This window comes from Shimia sp. MIT910701, assembly GCF_047126315.1.
Classification (GTDB): domain Bacteria; phylum Pseudomonadota; class Alphaproteobacteria; order Rhodobacterales; family Rhodobacteraceae; genus Shimia.
This window is the reverse complement of the sequence record NZ_CP138953.1, coordinates 3,022,272-3,038,633: the sequence shown is the minus strand read 5'-3', so window position 1 is coordinate 3,038,633 and position 16,362 is coordinate 3,022,272. Positions and strand designations below refer to the sequence as shown.

Annotated in this window: 14 protein-coding genes; 11 read left to right on the top strand and 3 right to left on the bottom strand. The window is 57.7% G+C overall.

Annotation, left to right across the window (positions count from 1 at the left end):
• Positions 1 to 116: 116 nt before the first annotated feature.
• The 11 genes from SIB38_RS14660 (at position 117) to SIB38_RS14610 (ending at position 13,534) form a co-directional block, all read left to right on the top strand.
• Positions 117 to 1,718 (top strand): putative bifunctional diguanylate cyclase/phosphodiesterase, encoded by a 1,602-nt coding sequence (locus SIB38_RS14660; RefSeq protein ID WP_412550464.1) that lies wholly within the window; start codon positions 117 to 119, stop codon positions 1,716 to 1,718.
• Positions 1,719 to 1,942: 224 nt separating this feature from the next.
• Positions 1,943 to 5,359 (top strand): indolepyruvate ferredoxin oxidoreductase family protein, encoded by a 3,417-nt coding sequence (locus SIB38_RS14655; protein WP_294114970.1) that lies wholly within the window; start codon positions 1,943 to 1,945, stop codon positions 5,357 to 5,359.
• A 156-nt stretch (positions 5,360 to 5,515) separates the two neighbouring features.
• Complete coding sequence (locus SIB38_RS14650; RefSeq protein WP_294114969.1) at positions 5,516 to 6,418, top strand: lysophospholipid acyltransferase family protein; 903 nt, start codon at positions 5,516 to 5,518, stop codon at positions 6,416 to 6,418.
• 13 nt (positions 6,419 to 6,431) lie between these two features.
• Positions 6,432 to 7,244: a glutamate racemase gene (locus SIB38_RS14645; RefSeq protein ID WP_294114968.1), complete on the top strand. Its 813-nt coding sequence runs from the start codon at positions 6,432 to 6,434 to the stop codon at positions 7,242 to 7,244.
• 117 nt (positions 7,245 to 7,361) lie between these two features.
• Positions 7,362 to 8,390: an N-acetyl-gamma-glutamyl-phosphate reductase gene (gene argC, locus SIB38_RS14640; RefSeq protein WP_412550463.1), complete on the top strand. Its 1,029-nt coding sequence runs from the start codon at positions 7,362 to 7,364 to the stop codon at positions 8,388 to 8,390.
• Positions 8,391 to 8,417: 27 nt separating this feature from the next.
• The gene (gene ccmE, locus SIB38_RS14635) at positions 8,418 to 8,876 is read left to right on the top strand and encodes a cytochrome c maturation protein CcmE (RefSeq protein WP_412550462.1); all 459 of its coding nucleotides are present in this window, start codon (positions 8,418 to 8,420) and stop codon (positions 8,874 to 8,876) included.
• Between the two features lie 146 nt (positions 8,877 to 9,022).
• Entirely contained in the window at positions 9,023 to 9,634 is a 612-nt protein-coding gene (locus tag SIB38_RS14630) for a holin-associated N-acetylmuramidase (protein ID WP_294114965.1), read from the top strand.
• Positions 9,625 to 10,179 (top strand): holin family protein, encoded by a 555-nt coding sequence (locus tag SIB38_RS14625; protein ID WP_294114964.1) that lies wholly within the window; start codon positions 9,625 to 9,627, stop codon positions 10,177 to 10,179. The genes SIB38_RS14630 and SIB38_RS14625 overlap by 10 nt, the downstream gene beginning before the upstream one ends.
• 58 nt (positions 10,180 to 10,237) lie before the next feature.
• A complete protein-coding gene (locus SIB38_RS14620; protein ID WP_412550461.1) occupies positions 10,238 to 12,211 on the top strand; it encodes a heme lyase CcmF/NrfE family subunit in 1,974 nt (657 codons plus the stop codon).
• Positions 12,212 to 12,216: 5 nt separating this feature from the next.
• A complete protein-coding gene (locus SIB38_RS14615) occupies positions 12,217 to 12,690 on the top strand; it encodes a cytochrome c-type biogenesis protein CcmH (protein ID WP_412550460.1) in 474 nt (157 codons plus the stop codon).
• Between the two features lie 67 nt (positions 12,691 to 12,757).
• Positions 12,758 to 13,534, top strand: a complete 777-nt coding sequence (locus tag SIB38_RS14610; protein WP_412550459.1) for an enoyl-CoA hydratase-related protein — start codon at positions 12,758 to 12,760, stop codon at positions 13,532 to 13,534.
• Positions 13,535 to 13,539: 5 nt separating this feature from the next.
• Here the strand turns inward: SIB38_RS14610 and SIB38_RS14605 are convergent, their stop codons facing one another.
• The 3 genes from SIB38_RS14605 to SIB38_RS14595 all read right to left on the bottom strand — a co-directional run bounded on the left by SIB38_RS14605 (position 13,540) and on the right by SIB38_RS14595 (position 16,131).
• Positions 13,540 to 14,049 (bottom strand): DUF2087 domain-containing protein, encoded by a 510-nt coding sequence (locus SIB38_RS14605; RefSeq protein WP_294114961.1) that lies wholly within the window; start codon positions 14,047 to 14,049, stop codon positions 13,540 to 13,542.
• A 202-nt stretch (positions 14,050 to 14,251) separates the two neighbouring features.
• The gene (locus SIB38_RS14600) at positions 14,252 to 15,220 is read right to left on the bottom strand and encodes a calcium-binding protein (protein ID WP_412550458.1); all 969 of its coding nucleotides are present in this window, start codon (positions 15,218 to 15,220) and stop codon (positions 14,252 to 14,254) included.
• A 53-nt stretch (positions 15,221 to 15,273) separates the two neighbouring features.
• Positions 15,274 to 16,131, bottom strand: a complete 858-nt coding sequence (locus SIB38_RS14595; RefSeq protein WP_294114959.1) for a calcium-binding protein — start codon at positions 16,129 to 16,131, stop codon at positions 15,274 to 15,276.
• Positions 16,132 to 16,362: the final 231 nt, after the last annotated feature.

Genomic DNA, 16,362 nt, shown 5'->3' with positions numbered 1-16,362 from the left:
TTTGATCAAATGCCCCCTTTATTTCGCTGCAAAAACTAAAGTGTGGTTACTGGGTTGTTAACCTTTGGTTAGGAAGCGTTTGAAAACAGTGTTTTAAGCAATAGGCGAGGCACTAAATGCAGGTACTATCTCGGCTCAAGGAAAAACTCCGCTGGCATCATCTGGTGCATGGTGGAATTTTTCTGACGGCGATTGCCTTGTTCCCGATCCTTGGCGAGTTGGACCTGTTTGAAGCGTTTTATGACTTTAGCCGGGCTCATGAAGACTGGGAGCTGGATGAGCTTGCAGTGCTGGTGCTGTTGTTGACTGTCGCGCTGTTGTTCTCGGTGATCTATCAGGCGCGGCACTTGCGCCGGATGGCGCGCGAGAAAGAGGCGATGCGCCAGGCGGCATCCGCCAAGGCGCGGCATGATCCGATGACCGGCGTGCTGAACCGGCGGGCGTTTAAGGAGATTGCGCGGGGAGTGGCGCAGGCGCTGAGCCCGTCAGATGCGCCGCGCTATATCGCACTGATGGATTTGGACAAATTTAATCCGGTCAACAGCTTGCACGGCCATGAGATTGGTGATGCGACGCTGCAGGAGGTGGCGGAGCGGCTGAAGTTGGAAGCGCAGGCTAGTGGCACCGTGGCGCGTCTGGGCGGCGATGAGTTTGCAGTTTTACTGGATGAGACTGCCAATGCAGTACAGGCAGAGCGGGCCGCGCAAAGGTTGGTGCATGAAATTGCACAGCCGTTTTTCTTTGGGGAAAAAGCCGTATGTATCGGCGCGTCCGTTGGGCTTGTGGCGCTGCGCTATGGCGATGACATAACCGAAGTGATGCGCCGGGCAGATAAGGCCATGGGCGTGGCCAAGGCGGAAGGGCGCGGGCGGTTTTCTTGGTATGACGCGGATCAGGACCGGCAGGCGATGGATCGAGAGACCATTGCGGCGGACTTGCGGGATGCGATTGCGCACGACCAAGTGGCCCCCTGGTTCCAGCCCATCGTGGAGATCGACGCAAATCATGTGAGCGGTGTGGAGATTCTTGCGCGGTGGTTTCATCCGGAACGCGGGTCCATTCCGCCGGGTGTGTTTATCGAGATTGCCGAAGACAGCGGGCAGATTGGCACATTGGGCTTGAGCGTGTTGCGGCAGGCCTGTGTGCAGGCCAAAGACTGGGCGCGGCCTTTGACCCTGTCGTTCAATGTGTCCGGTGTGCAGTTCAAAGACCCCAATCTGGTGCCGTCAATCCGGATGGTTTTGGAAGGCACCGGCTTCCCACCTGAGCGGTTGATTGTGGAAGTGACCGAAAGTTCGGTGATTGATGATTTTGGTGAAGCGCGGGCGAAGCTGGAAGAGCTTAAGGCGCTTGGTGTGGCGATTGCTCTGGATGATTTTGGCACCGGTTATTCGAGCCTGACCGCGTTGCAGAACCTGCCGTTTGACCGGCTGAAGATTGACCGCAGTTTTGTGACCAATATTGCCAAACGCGCGGAGTGTCAGAAGATTGTATCCGGCATTGTGTCCCTGGCGCAGGGGCTTCATCTGGAGGTCACAGCCGAAGGCATCGAGACGGTCGAAGACTTGGCGTATGTCAGTTATTTGCAGTGCCAGCGCGGGCAAGGGTTCTTGTTTGAGAAAGCGGTTCCGGGCGATCAGGTTGGTGAGCTTCTGGACGGCGCGTGGCAGGATTTGCCAACGGTGCCGGTGTCTTTGGCTAAGGTCGTCGGGACGTAACGGAACCATCCTCTCAAAAGCTTGAATAAAGACCGGCGGACAGGTGCTTTTCGCCGGTTTTATTGTGTTAAGACAAATGGCTACACTGTAGTGTTGCGGTGTCCTCGGCGGCACAGAGAAGCGCTAAACGAACGGGTGTTCAAAAAAAATTATTGCATAGGTCAGATTCTGCGACCTAATATTTTCCGTATATTGGAATGACCGTCCAGCGAGGGGAGCGCAAGATGAGTATCCAGAAGGTGTCTTTGAACGACCGTTTGGACCTGACCAAAGACAATGTGATGCTAAACGGCACACAAGCTTTGGTGCGGTTGATGTTGATGCAAAAGGCACGGGACACGAAGGCTGGGCTGAACACCGCTGGCTATGTGACAGGGTATCGCGGATCACCGCTGGGCGCTGTGGACAGTCAGATGATGCGGGCCGAGAAAGAGCTCACCGCGCATGACGTGTTGTTTCAATCCGGCTTGAACGAGGATCTTGCGGCGACGCAGCTGTGGGGCAGCCAGCAGGCGGAGCTGCGCGGAGAAGGCAAGTTCGATGGCGTCTTTGGTCTGTGGTACGGCAAAGGGCCTGGGGTGGACCGCACAGGGGACGTGATGCGCCATGCCAATATGGCAGGCACCAGCCCCAACGGCGGTGTGCTGATGGCGATGGGCGACGATCATACCGGCGAAAGCTCCACAGTGCTGCACCAGTCAGAATGGGCGCTCGTGGATGCCTATATGCCTGTGGTGTCCCCTGCAGGCGTGCAGGAGATCATGGATTTTGGCCTGTACGGCCTTGCGCTGAGCCGGTTTGCAGGCGTTTGGGTTGGCCTGAAAACCATGAAGGACACCATTGAAGCCACGGCGGTGGTCAATGGTGACCCGCATCGATTGGAGTTTGTGACGCCGGAGTTTGATATGCCCGAAGGCGGGCTGAACATCCGGTTGAACGATACGCCACATGCCCAAGAAGCGCGGATCATTGATTACAAGCGGCAAGCGGCGGAAGCGTTTTCGCGGGCGAACAAGATGGACAAGCGCATTTGGGGCAAACCCGGTGCGAAGATAGGATTGGTGGCCGCCGGAAAGAACTGGCTGGATTTGGTGCATGCCCTGGATCTGCTGGGCATTGATGAAGCGGAATCCGAGCGGTTGGGGATCAGCACCTACAAGATCGGTCAGACGTTTCCGATGGATATGACGACCTTCCGGGAGTGGGCCGAAGGGCTTGATTTGATTGTGGTCGTGGAAGAAAAGCGCAAGCTGATCGAGGTTCAGATCAAAGAAGCGCTGTTTGATGATCGCAACGGACGGCGGGTTTACGGATGGTACAAAGGTGGTCTGAGTGATCTAAACCGGCAAGAGCTGTTCCCGACGCGGGGCGCGCTTGATCCGATTATGATTGCTGAGAAGCTGGGCGATATTTTTGTTGAGGAAGGCCGCGGCACTGACGCGGTGAAGGCGGGCATGAACGCGCTAAAGGAAGCGCAACGGGCCGATAATGCCGAGGATATTGCGGTGCGCACGCCTTGGTTCTGTTCCGGGTGTCCGCACAATACGTCCACCAAGCTGCCAGAAGGCAGTCGCGCCTACGCTGGGATCGGTTGTCACTACATGGTGCAGTGGATGGACAGGGAGACCTCTGGCTATACACATATGGGCGGCGAGGGCGCGAACTGGATTGGCGAGGCGCCGTTTAGCAAGACCAAACATGTGTTTCAGAACCTGGGGGATGGGACATATAATCACTCCGGTGTGCAGGCGATCCGCGCGGCGTTGGCGGCGGGCACCACCATCACCTACAAGATCCTGTTCAATGACGCTGTGGCGATGACCGGCGGGCAGGCCAACGATGGCGGGCTGAGCCCGCAGAAAATTGCCGACGAAGTGCGCGCCATGGGGGTGCAGCATGTGGCGGTGGTCTATGATGAGAAAGAGGATGTGGATCAGTCCGTGTTCCCGGCTGGCATCACGTTCCATGAACGCGCGGAGCTGGTGAATGTCGAAGAGAAATTTAGAGAAATCAGCGGTGTAAGCTGCATTGTTTATGTGCAGACCTGCGCCAGCGAAAAGCGGCGTCGGCGCAAACGGGGGCAGTTTCCTGATCCGGATCGTCGGGTGTTCATCAATACAGACATTTGTGAGGGCTGTGGCGATTGTGGGGTGCAATCCAACTGTATTTCGATTGAGCCAGTGGAGACCGAGTTGGGGCGCAAGCGCAAGATCAACCAGTCGAGCTGCAACAAGGATTTCAGCTGCCTCAACGGGTTTTGCCCGAGTTTTGTGACCGTCGAAGGCGCCAAAATCCGCAAAGGCGCCACGGCGGCCTTGGAATTGCCGCCGATGGCGATGCCGGAGATCAAGCCGATTGAGGGCACGCATAATGTGGTGATCACCGGAGTTGGTGGCACCGGCGTTGTGACCATTGGTGCAATCCTGTCTCAGGCAGCGCAGATTGACGGAAAAGCGGCAGGCATGATGGAAATGGCTGGCTTGGCCCAAAAGGGCGGGGCGGTACATATCCATTGCCGTGTTGCCGAGACCTCGGAAGCGATCAGCGCCGTGCGTGTGGCGACGGGCGAATGTGATGCCCTGATTGGGGGCGATCTGGTGGTGAGTGCCGGGGCGAAGACCTTGGGACTGACCTCTGCGGGGCGCACCGGCGCGGTGGTGAACAGCCATGAGATTATCACTGGCAGCTTTACGCAGGACACGGAATTCAAACTACCCACTGGGCGGTTGGAGGTGGCCTTGCAAGCGCGCCTGCGTGAAAAGCTGGCGCTGTTTGATGCGTCTGAGCTATCCCGTGTGGTCATGGGGGATGCGATTTTCTCCAACATGATGGTGTTTGGCGCGGCTTGGCAAAAGGGTCTGGTGCCGGTCAGCCATGAGGCAATTGTGAGCGCGATCGAGCTCAACGGCGCTGCGGTGGAGAAGAACTTGCGGGCGTTTGAGATTGGACGCTGGGCGGTGCTCTACCCGGAGCAGGCGGCAAGCATGTTGGAGCCGAAAGTGGTGCAGAAGCCCAAGACGCTGGAGGAGAAGATCGCCTTCCGTGCGGAACATCTGGTGAAATACCAGGGCAACGGGCTAGCGAAGAAATACCGCAAGCTGGTGGATGGCATTGAGGATGCGCGTCTGAAAGAGGCGGTGGCTTTGGGGTACCATAAATTATTGGCCTATAAGGACGAATATGAGGTCGCGCGCCTGCATCTGGAGACGCGGGCGAAGGCAGAGGAGGTCTTTGAAGGCAACTTTGAGATGAAGGTGCACCTGTCGCCGCCACTTCTCGCAAAAGAGGGGCCAAACGGACGTCCACTCAAGACCGAGTATGGCGCGGGCATGATGCGTATGTTCCCGATTTTGGCGAAGTTGAAAGCTCTGCGGGGCACGGCGTTGGATCCGTTTGGGCGTCATCCGGAGCGCAAAATGGAACGGGCGCTCATTGCGCAGTATGAGGCGGATATGGCCAAAGTGGTTGCCGATTTTGGGGCGCAGGCACCGGAAGCCGCAGTGGCGCTGGCGGAATTGCCGTTGCAGATAAAAGGCTTTGGGCCCGTCAAAGTGGCGAATGAAGCCAAAGCTGCAAAACGGCGCGAAGAGCTTCTGGCGGCGTTGCAACAGCGAGATGCGGTGGCTGCGGCCGCTGAATAGGCGCGTCAAAACTTAAATGACAAATCAAGAAATCCCGTATGTTTTTAACGGGGTTTCACGGTTTGCCCTGTCACCATTTGACGCTACGGAAGGGGGTTAAATTTCATTCATAAATCTGTCATAGGGAGGCCGTGTTTTTGCGACTCGAGAACTGCTATGACTTACGCGATCAACAATGCACGTGACATCAGTTATGCCTATGCAGCGGAAACGCGCAGCGGCAAGGCGATGATCCGCATGCTGGAAAACTCCACTGGCCGTTTGAGATTGATCAAGCGGGCTGCCGGCTATGAGGATGAAGTGGCCGCCGGACGGGACTTCTGGGAAGTGATGCGCGAGCGTTATGGCCTGACGCTGGACGTGATTGGCGGTTCCCTCGACAATATCCCAAAGACCGGGCCTGTGGTGATGATTGCCAACCATCCGTACGGCATTCTGGACGGGTTGATGATGGGTTACATGCTCAGCGTCACGCGCGGTGATTTTCGCATCATGGCGCATCAGGTGTTCCGCAAGGCGCAGGACATGGAAAAAGTGATCCTGCCGGTGAGTTTTGATGAAGACCGGGAAGCGGTGAAGCTGAACCTGCGGACCCGTAAAGTGTCGCTGGACTATCTCAAGCAAGGCGGTGCAATCGGGATTTTCCCAGGCGGCACAGTGTCGACTGCGGACAAGCCGTTTGGACGTCCGTTTGACCCGTATTGGCGTGGTTTCACGGCGCGGATGATTGCCAAATCGGAAGCGGCAGTGGTGCCGGTGTTCTTTGACGGGCAGACCAGCCGGTTGTTCCAGGTGGCGAGCCATTTGCATTACACCCTGCGTATGGGCTTCCTGATCCGCGAATTCAAAAAACGAGTGGACACACCGGTGCGTGTGGTGATTGGCGAGCCTGTGGAGCAGGCTGCGATCAAGAGCCGCGCCAGTGACACCTGGGAGCTCATGGACTTCCTGCGGGAACGCACCTATTCTTTGTCTCCAAAGCCAATCCGCAAAATGGGATATGGCTTTGAGTTTGAAGAAAAACATAAGCTTGACGGCCAGAAGGCCGCAAACAGGTAGATCGAGGTGTGGCGTGGCAGTTGGACTCTTTGACAGTGGATTGGGCGGGCTGACCGTCTATGACGCGGTGAGCAAGCGCTTGCCAGATGTGCCTTTGGTGTATTTCGGAGACAATGCCCACGCGCCTTACGGTGTGCGTGATGCCGATGATGTCTATAATCTGACCACCGCCGCCGTGGAGCGGATGTGGGATGCGGGCTGTGATCTGGTAATCCTGGCCTGTAACACAGCCAGTGCGGCGGCACTGCGCCGCATGCAGGAAAGCTGGATTCCCAAAGACAAGCGCGTATTGGGCGTGTTTGTGCCTTTGATTGAGGCGCTGACTGAGCGCAGCTGGGGCGACAACTCGCCGCCGCGTGAGGTTGAGGTCAAACATGTGGCGCTATTTGCGACACCGGCAACGGTGGCGAGCCGGGCGTTTCAGCGCGAGCTGGCGTTTCGGGCGATTGGCGTGGACGTGGAAGCGCAGGCCTGTGGCGGGGTGGTGGATGCCATTGAAGAGGGCGACATGATCCTGGCCGAAGCGCTGGTGCGGTCCCATGTTGATGCGTTGAAGCGCAAAATGCCGGAGCCGCAGGCGGCGATTTTGGGCTGCACGCATTATCCGATTATGCACGACACCTTTCAGGACGCTTTGGGTGCGGATGTAAATGTGTATAGTCAGGCCAATCTGGTTGCAGATTCGTTGGCAGACTATTTGGAGCGGCACCCCAAAATGATTGGGCAAGGCACAGACAATTTGTTCCTGACCACGGGTGATCCTCGCAAAGTGAGTGATCGCGCGACCCAGTTTTTGCGACGACAAATCACCTTCCAAGCTGCGTAACTGCGGCGAGGGGGCGCAGGCTCTCGTAATTTCACACATTTCTGATTATCTAGCCCCGCAAGTGACGGGGATGGTCGCGCGAAGGCTGCGGCCAAACGAAGGGAAGAGGTCGACAACATGACCCATAAAATCGCAATTCTTGGCGCCAGCGGCTACACCGGAGCAGAGCTTGTACGTTTGATCGCCACCCATCCCAGCATGGAAATTGTTGCACTGTCGGCAGATCGTAAGGCGGGCATGGAGATGGCGGCGGTGTTTCCGCATTTGCGGCACTTGAAACTGCCGACCCTGTGCAAGATCGATGAGATTGATTTTGGTGGTGTGGATCTGTGTTTTTGCGCGCTGCCGCACGCGACTTCTCAGAAAGTAATCAAGGCGTTGCCTTCTGATGTTAAGGTAGTCGATTTGAGTGCGGACTTCCGTCTGACCGATCCTGAGGAATACGCCAAATGGTATGGCGGAGAGCATGATGCGCTCGAGATCCAGAAAGAGGCTGTTTATGGCCTGACCGAGTTTTATCGGGACGAGATCAAAACGGCGCGCGTTGTCGCTGGAACCGGCTGTAATGCGGCCACAGGTCAGTTTGCACTGCGCCCGCTGATTGAGGCGGATGTGATTGACCTTAATCAAATCATTCTCGACCTGAAGTGTGCAGTATCCGGCGCAGGGCGGTCCTTGAAAGAGAACCTCCTGCACGCGGAGCTGAGCGAAGGCTATCATGCCTATGCAATTGGCGGCACGCACCGGCATCTGGGCGAGTTCGATCAGGAATTTTCCAAGATTGCGGGACGCGAGGTGAAAGTGCAATTCACCCCGCATCTGGTGCCAGCCAACCGGGGCATTCTGGCGACCGTGTATGTGCAGGGTAACGCAGAGGTGATCCATGCCACGTTGGCAAAAGCCTATGCTGAGGAACCTTTCATCGAGGTGCTGCCTTTTGGCGAAGCGCCGAGCACGCGGCACGTGCGGGGCTCCAACTTCTGCCATATCGGCGTGACCGGCGATCGGATTGACGGTCGGGCCATTGTGATTGCGGCTTTGGACAACCTCACCAAAGGCTCCAGCGGCCAGGCGTTGCAGAACGCCAACCTGATGTTGGGAGAAGATGAGACGGCTGGCCTGATGCTGGCGCCTTGTTTCCCGTAAACCGCGCGAGGGCGCCGGAGAGGACAAATGAAAAGCCTAAAAAAGCAACGCCGGATTCAGGTGATTATCCTGACCTTCGTAGCCTTGATTATCTCGACCGCGTTGATTGGGTACGCCATGCGGGATGGGATCAACTTTTTCCGTTCGCCTTCGCAAGTGATCGCAGAACCGCCCGCCGCAACCGAAGTTTTTCGCATTGGTGGCTTGGTTGAAGAAGGCACGCTGGTGCGAGATGAGGGCGAAACCGTGCGGTTTTCCGTGACGGACGGCGGCGCGTCGGTGCCGGTCACATTCACAGGTGTGCTTCCGGACCTTTTTAAGGAAAACGAGGGTATGGTTGGCACGGGGTCCTATGTGGATGGTGTGTTTGTTGCGACGGAGATCCTCGCAAAACATGATGAGACCTACATGCCAAAAGAGGTCGTCGACGCGCTGAAAGAGCAGGGCGTGTATCAGCATTATGATGAAGAGGGTGGCGACAGTTAAGTCGTCGTAATATTGCAAAGAATTGACCCCGTGGGCCGCACAGCCTGCGGGGTTTCTCTTTGGCGCAACGGGCAGCGTGCGCAAGGGTGGCGGCAGTTTAATAGTCGGGGCGGCAGCCTGTGTCATGAGGCACACAGGAGGTTGCGATGTTGGACGTACGACAAGTGGCAAAGGAGATTGTGGCGCGGGAAGGCGGGTTTGTGAATGATCCGGATGATCCCGGCGGGGCGACCAACTTGGGCGTGACGCTGGCCACAGCGCGTCGGTTGGGGCTGGATAAGGACGGGGACGGCGATGTCGATGTGGCGGATGTGAAGCGGCTGACGCCCGCGGATGCGGAGGCGGTCTATCTGCGGCACTACTTTGAGAGGCCAAAGGTGGATCGCTTGCCGGAGGTTTTGCAGGCGTCGGTGTTTGATATGTATGTCAATGCGGGCAGCAATGCGGTGAAAATCCTGCAGCGCCTGTTGGGGCAGATGGGGCAGCAAGTGACTGTGGACGGTAAAATCGGGCCGCAGACCATAGCCGCGAGCAAAGTGGCGGCGGATATGGCGCCGGATCATCTGGCAGACGCTTACGGCGTGGCGCGGCGGAACTACTATTTCCGATTGGCCGACCTGCGGCCGAAGTCGCGCAAATATGCGCGGTCGCGGGCCGGTAAGAAGGGCGGCTGGATCAAGCGGGCGGAGGAGTTCATCTCGCCTAGGTATCACCTAACGCAGCAGGAATTTGAGAAGCGGGTGGCGTCATGGGGATGATCGAGCGGGTGTTGTCTTTTGTGTTTGGCGGCGGGCGCAATGTGCTCAAAGAGACCGCCGAGGTGTTTCGCGAAAACGCGGAAGGCGCGGCGCAGCGGGCGCAGGATGTACAGATCGCGGCGATGCAGGGGCATATGGCGGAGTTTCGGGCGCAGGATCGCGGGAGGTTTGATCGGGTGATGGATGCGGTGAATCGCCTGCCGCGTCCGGCCATGGCCTTGGGCTGTTTGGCGCTGTTTGTCAGCGCAATGGTGGACCCGGTGTGGTTTGCCGCGCGCATGAGCGGCATAGCCTTGGTGCCGGAGCCGATGTGGTGGCTGCTGGGTGTGGTGGTGAGTTTTTACTTTGGTGCGCGACATCAGGCCAAAGGACAGGAATTTCAACGCTCTATAGCGGATAACTTGAAGCGTGTTCCTGAGGTAGTTGAAACCCTTGCCGCGCTTGAAGGGCCAGTGCAAACGCAGGCGCGCTCACCGATGGAAGAGGGCGACAATCCGGTGCTTCTGGATTGGCAGCAAGCTTCCAGTGGGGGCGCGACAAAGTGATCAGTTTGCGGGGTCGATTTGCATTGGCCCCGTCTGAGCCTCGGACTATATTGAGGCCATGATAGTTGAGCTCGGCCATTTCGCACTGATCCTAGCCGCCGTCACCGCAGTGGTGCAGGCAATTGTCCCTTTAGTAGGCGCGCAGAAGCGTTGGCCCGGCTGGATGGCCGTGGCCGAACCAGCAGCAGGATTGCAGTTCCTGTTTACTGGGTTCAGCTTTGCGGCGCTGACCTATGCCTTTGTGACCTCGGATTTCTCTGTGGCGCTGGTGACGGGGAACTCACACACCCTCAAGCCGATGATCTATAAGGTCAGTGGCGTTTGGGGGAACCACGAGGGCTCTATGCTGCTCTGGGTGTTGATCCTGACGCTATTTGGCGCCTGTCTCGCGTGGTTTGGTGGCAACCTGCCGCCTGGCATTCGTGCACGCGCGCTGGCGGTGCAGAGTGCGGTGGCCGTGGCGTTTTTTGCGTTCATTCTGTTCACGTCCAACCCGTTTGAACGCATGGATGCGGTGCCGTTTGACGGGCGCGATCTGAACCCGTTGTTGCAAGACGTGGGCCTCGCATTGCACCCGCCATTTTTGTATCTTGGTTATGTCGGGCTTTCGATGGCCTTTTCCTTTGCCATTGCTGCGTTGATCGAGGGCCGTGTGGATGCGGCCTGGGGACGCTGGGTGCGGCCTTGGACGCTGGCGGCTTGGGTGTTCCTGACCATCGGCATCGCGCTGGGGTCCTGGTGGGCCTATTACGAATTGGGCTGGGGCGGTTTCTGGTTCTGGGATCCGGTGGAAAACGCGTCGTTCATGCCTTGGCTTCTTGCAGCGGCCCTGCTGCACTCTGCTATTGTTGTGGAGAAGCGGGAGAGCCTAAAGAGCTGGACCATCCTGCTGGCGATTATGGCGTTTAGCTTCTCGCTGATCGGGACGTTTATTGTGCGCTCCGGCGTGATCACCTCGGTGCATGCCTTTGCCAATGACCCGGATCGGGGCGTGTTTATCCTGGGCATTCTGGTGTTCTTCACCGGCGGTGCGCTGACCCTGTTTGCCGCGCGGGCGAGCGAGATGGAAGCAAAGGGCGTGTTTGGGGTGGTCAGCCGCGAGAGCGCGCTGGTGCTGAACAACATCCTGCTGGCCGTGTCCTGTTTTGTGGTTTTCATCGGCACCATCTGGCCGTTGGTCAGCGAAATGCTCTTTGACCGCAAGCTCAGCGTCGGTGCACCGTTTTTCAACATGGCGTTCACCCCTTTCATGGTGGTGCTTGGATTGATCCTTCCGATTGGGGCGATGTTGCCGTGGAAGCGCGCCAAGCTTGGCAAGGTGGTAAAGCCGCTGATCCCAGCCTTTGTCCTCGCGGTGGCCATTGGCGGATTGGCCTGGTCGGTGCAAGGCGGGCGCTCACTTTTGGGCCCGGTGGGGCTGTTCCTTGGGGCCTGGTTGCTGATGGGGGCTTGTGTGGACCTGATGTCGCGCACCGGGCGCGGGTCGCTTGGCGACCGATTGGGGCGCCTGTCCCGTTTGCCACGTGCGGATTGGGGCAAGGCGGTAGCCCATACTGGATTTGGTGTGACAATTCTTGGCGTGGCCGGGCTGATGGCCTGGGAGCAGGAAGACATCCGCGTCGCGCAGATTGGACAGCCCTATATGGTTGGCGCATATGAGATCACGCTGGAAGGTGTACGAGAAACCGAAGGGCCAAACTACCTGACAACCATGGCGGACATCCGTGTGCGCAAGGATGGCAACGATGTGACCATGTTACATCCGGAGAAACGGATTTATCCGGTGGCGGCGACGCCAACCACGGAAGCGGCGATTGATTATCGTATTCTGCGGGACGTATATCTGGCGCTTGGGGATGAACAGCCGGGCGGAGCCTATACGGTGCGGACCTATATTAAACCGCTGACCAACTGGATTTGGATTGGTTCGTTGCTTATGTCTCTTGGCGGGCTGTTGAGCCTGACCGACCGCCGCTATCGCGTGGCGGCCGGGGCGCGTAAGGCGCCAGCGGGTGGCGTGCCAGCGGAGTGAGACCGATGACTACCAAGTTAAAGACTTTTGCGGCCGCGCTTGGGCTTACGCTTTTGATGGCGGGGTCAAGTGTGGCGGTTCAGCCGGAAGAGATCCTGGACGATCCGGTGCTTGAAGAGCGGGCGCGGGACATTTCTAAGGATTTGCGGTGTCTTGTCTGCCGCAATGAAAGCATTGATGACAGCAACGCTCAGTTGGCGAAAGACTTGCGCGTTCTGGTGCGCGAGCGTCTGACTGAGGGCGACAGCAACGAAGAAGTGGTGGATTTTGTGGTCGACCGCTATGGCGAATACGTCTTGCTGCGGCCGCGTACCAGTGGCACCAATATGGTGCTGTATGGGGCCGGCCCAGCGATGTTGCTGATCGCGTTGATCGTTGGCTTTGGTTACACACGGCGCCGTTCCACAGCCCGCACGCCAACGGAACGCAAGTTGAGCGAAGAGGAAGAAGCGCGGCTTCAGGAAATCCTCAAGGAATGACGTCGGGTCCCGCTTGGAGCACAAGCTGCGGGATGCGATGACAGGGTAGGACGCGGAGAGAGACCCTATGGATTATCAGACTATTACCTATGATGTGACCGATGGTGTGGCCACGGTGACATTGAACCTGCCGGACACGCTTAACGCGATGACGCAGCAGATGCGGGCAGAGATCACCGATGCGGTGATTGCCGCCGGGTCTGAGGCGCGGGTGCTGGTGTTGACCGGTGCGGGCAAGGCGTTTTGTTCCGGGCAGGATCTGGGCGACAGCTCCAGCGCGGCGAGCATGGATCTGGAACGCACGCTGCGTGACGAATACATGCCAATGATCCGCGCCATTCGCGAGTGTCCGATCCCAACCATCAGCGCGGTGAACGGCGCCGCGGCGGGGGCAGGGGCCAACCTTGCCTTGGCCGCTGATGTGGTGATTGCCAAAGAGAGCACGTATTTCATGCAGGCGTTTTCGCGCATCGGCTTGATGCCGGATGCGGGTGGCACTTATGAGTTGCCAAAAGCCATGGGCGCGGCCAAGGCGATGGGCGCAGCGCTGTTTGCTGATAAGATCAGCGCGCGTCAGGCGGATGACTGGGGCATGATCTGGGAAGCGGTGGCGGATGACGCCTATGAGGCCACAGTGAAAAAGCGCGCGGCGCATCTCGCGAGTGGACCGACGCTGGCGTACAAACAGATCAAAAAGGCCATCCAGGAGAGCTATGGCAACGACTGGACTGCTCAGATGGAACAAGAAGCTAAGCGTCAGGGCAAGTTGGGCAAGACCCGAGATTTCCAGGAAGGCGTTGTGGCGTTTCTGGAAAAGCGCCCCGCGAAATACGAGGGGCGCTAAGGCCCTTACCGGTCTTTGAGCCGTTTCATGAGGGCCAGCGCTTCGGGCGTTGGCCTTTGTTCTATGCGGCGGTAGACACGGCCGTCGATGGTGCGCTCGCAAAGCTTGTGGTCAATCAGCGAGCGGCGCAGCAGCACGTGGTCGGCAAAGCTGAGACCGGACTTCAGGATCTCGTTCACCTCTTTCTCCGACATGTCCTTATGCGCGGGCATGCGCGCCCAAAACGGCCAGAGACACAGGCCTTGCACCTTGGTCCACTTCGGCCAGCGGAACATGCGGCCCGCCTCGTCAAACACGCGTAGAGCGCGTTTGAGGGCCAGTTCGTCCAGCGCGGTGTCTTCCGCCGGTTTGGCGGCCTTGAGGTGTTGGTGGTTCTGAAACCCGGCAGCCTTGGCGACCAGCGTCATCATCGCGGCGTGGCCGGGCAGTTTGTCTTGGTCAGACAGGGATTTGCGCAGGGTTTTGGTGAAGGCCGAAACGTCGGCCACATAGAGAGGGATCACGTCTTTAGACATGAGGGCATCCTTTTGATGTCGTGCATCCCGGAACCGGGGTCGATGGCCGCCCTTGTCGACGGCACGTGCAAAAGCATGCTGTCGAAAGTGTCTCGCAGGTTTAGCAAAGTCAGTGTGACCGGCGGCGCCTGGGTGAACTGCGGACCCATGGCGCCTTTGATACGAGACCGTCGCTGTGGAGGCAAGTGTGTCGCGCAGGAAGTTAAACTTCAGGCGTTGGAACTGAAAACAATTCGATGTTTTCGAGCGTCACAGGCCCGCTGTTACGCGTCAATCGCGCGACCAGTTCGTCATTTGCAAAGAGGTGATGTTCGTCACCGACCGTCTGTAGCGTCAAAGTCGGGGGCTCGCCATAGTGGCGCAGGATCAGAACATCTTCTTCATCGTTGAAGTCAGTGATTTCAGGTGCATTGCCCTCAGCATTGGCCCATTCGTAGATGAAAAAGGCATCTTGGTCTGCACCGCCTGAAGCCACGTCACCTGCGCCCAGAAACAGGGCGTCATTGCCCTCTTCGCCCACAAGTGTGTTGGCCTCGGGCGCATCTGGTTCTTGATATTCTGGCCAAGCGACGGCTTCTTCGTCTGTGAAGAGCAGGAAGTTTTCACGCACATAGGGCGTGTCGCCAAAGATATCGTACCCGACAAGCGTGTCATTGCCTGAGCCACCCTTGATAGAGTCGTCGCCGCTATCACCGTTCAGATAGTCATTTCCCAAGCCGCCACGCATGTCGTCATCACCCGCGCCGCCGGAAAGGACATCGTGCCCCGGGCGACCAAGCAAAAGGTCGTCACCGGCCCCACCAAAAAGAAAGTCATCACCGGGCGCCCCCATCAGAGTGTCATTGGACTCAAATCCGCTGATTGCGTCACCGCCTTGAGAGCCGCGGAGGTTATTTTCACCGGAATCGCCATCTATGACTTCCACATAGTTGGGGGCTGGTTCAGTCTCAGTCTCAGTCTCAGTCTCAGTCTCAGTCTCAGTCTCAGTCTCAGTCTCAGTCTCAGTCTCAGTCTCAGTCTCAGTGTCTGTCTGAGTTCCTGTGTCGGTTTGCGGGTCCGACTCTGTCTCAGGAATGGAATCCGAATTGGTTTCGGTCTCGCCGCCGTCGCTTTCAAACAGGCCAGCAAGCGCGACGACACCCAGTCCGGCGAGAAAAAGGCCAAAGATCATTGTACTGTGAACTCCAGTTTGATTGTTGACGCGGGCGACAATTGGCCAATCCGTTATGAGAAAGAAATGGATGCGACGCAGACATCGCTTGCTTCAAGCGTGCCAGTTTCGCCGAGAACGCGGAGCACCAATTGTCCGTCAGCATATACTAGGGTTTCTTCGCCATCGCTTCCCAGTGTGATGGATGGTTCCTCGGTGCCCTCTAGATACTGAACGCATAGAATGTCTTCCGCCGCGTTGAAATCTTGAACGACAGGAACGTTCTCTTCGTCTTCCACCCAGCTTCCAACTTCGAACTCGTCGTTTCCACTGCCACCAAATGCAGTGTCACCTTCGCCAAGTAACAAAGAGTCATTTCCATCTCCGCCGTAGAGAACATTGGCCTCATCTGCTTCTGGCGCCTGAAACTCATGGTCGGAGGATGGGGTAATTTCAGCGTGCCAATCGCCCAGCTCCCAATCCCGATTGGTGATGTCCGCGCCCACAAGTTCGTCGTCGCCGGGGCCACCATAAAGCGTGTCATTCCCGCTGCCGCCCATCATGGTGTCTTCACCGGCACCACCGTGTACTTCGTCGTCGCCGGAGTCACCCATGACACGGTCTTGCCCTGTTTGGCCAAAGAGCGAGTCGTCGCCTTCGCCTCCCATTAGGACATCAGGGCCTGCGCGGCCGCGAATGACGTCGTTTCCGTCTTCGCCAGCGGCAAGATCCGACCCAGTGGTGGCATAGATTTCGTCGTCTCCGGCCGTACCTTCGTACATAACGCCAGGCTCTCCATCAGTGATGATGTCAGAGGTTGTGACCTCATCTGGGGTGTTGCCACCGTCATCGCTGTCACTATCGTCGGAACCACCAAAGTCAGCGATAGCAGCGATGCCCAAGCCAGCCAGTAACAAACCCAAAAACAGCATTCTGTCTCTCCTCGTGGCACGCAATACTCAGGCGCGCGTAATGATACGGTGGCATTGGGAGCGTGAAATGTAGAGATTTCCGTGGCAGGCGCATCTCGGTTCTCTGTTCGGAAGGTGTCCGATTTCGCGTCTTCTACGCGGCGCCTACGGCTCCCAAGGCCGAGTTGGTCGCAAGGTGCGACAACACGTTATGCGTGTCAACAAATTGAAGCGTATTTGAGCTGGATGACG

Coding starts and splice junctions, on each gene's coding strand:
- SIB38_RS14660 (WP_412550464.1), top strand. CDS start 117: ATGCAGGTACTATCTCGGCTCAAGGAAAAACTCCGCTGGCATCATCTG.
- SIB38_RS14655 (WP_294114970.1), top strand. CDS start 1,943: ATGAGTATCCAGAAGGTGTCTTTGAACGACCGTTTGGACCTGACCAAA.
- SIB38_RS14650 (WP_294114969.1), top strand. CDS start 5,516: ATGACTTACGCGATCAACAATGCACGTGACATCAGTTATGCCTATGCA.
- argC (WP_412550463.1), top strand. CDS start 7,362: ATGACCCATAAAATCGCAATTCTTGGCGCCAGCGGCTACACCGGAGCA.
- ccmE (WP_412550462.1), top strand. CDS start 8,418: ATGAAAAGCCTAAAAAAGCAACGCCGGATTCAGGTGATTATCCTGACC.
- SIB38_RS14630 (WP_294114965.1), top strand. CDS start 9,023: ATGTTGGACGTACGACAAGTGGCAAAGGAGATTGTGGCGCGGGAAGGC.
- SIB38_RS14625 (WP_294114964.1), top strand. CDS start 9,625: ATGGGGATGATCGAGCGGGTGTTGTCTTTTGTGTTTGGCGGCGGGCGC.
- SIB38_RS14620 (WP_412550461.1), top strand. CDS start 10,238: ATGATAGTTGAGCTCGGCCATTTCGCACTGATCCTAGCCGCCGTCACC.
- SIB38_RS14615 (WP_412550460.1), top strand. CDS start 12,217: ATGACTACCAAGTTAAAGACTTTTGCGGCCGCGCTTGGGCTTACGCTT.
- SIB38_RS14610 (WP_412550459.1), top strand. CDS start 12,758: ATGGATTATCAGACTATTACCTATGATGTGACCGATGGTGTGGCCACG.
- SIB38_RS14605 (WP_294114961.1), bottom strand. CDS start 14,049: ATGTCTAAAGACGTGATCCCTCTCTATGTGGCCGACGTTTCGGCCTTC.
- SIB38_RS14600 (WP_412550458.1), bottom strand. CDS start 15,220: ATGATCTTTGGCCTTTTTCTCGCCGGACTGGGTGTCGTCGCGCTTGCT.
- SIB38_RS14595 (WP_294114959.1), bottom strand. CDS start 16,131: ATGCTGTTTTTGGGTTTGTTACTGGCTGGCTTGGGCATCGCTGCTATC.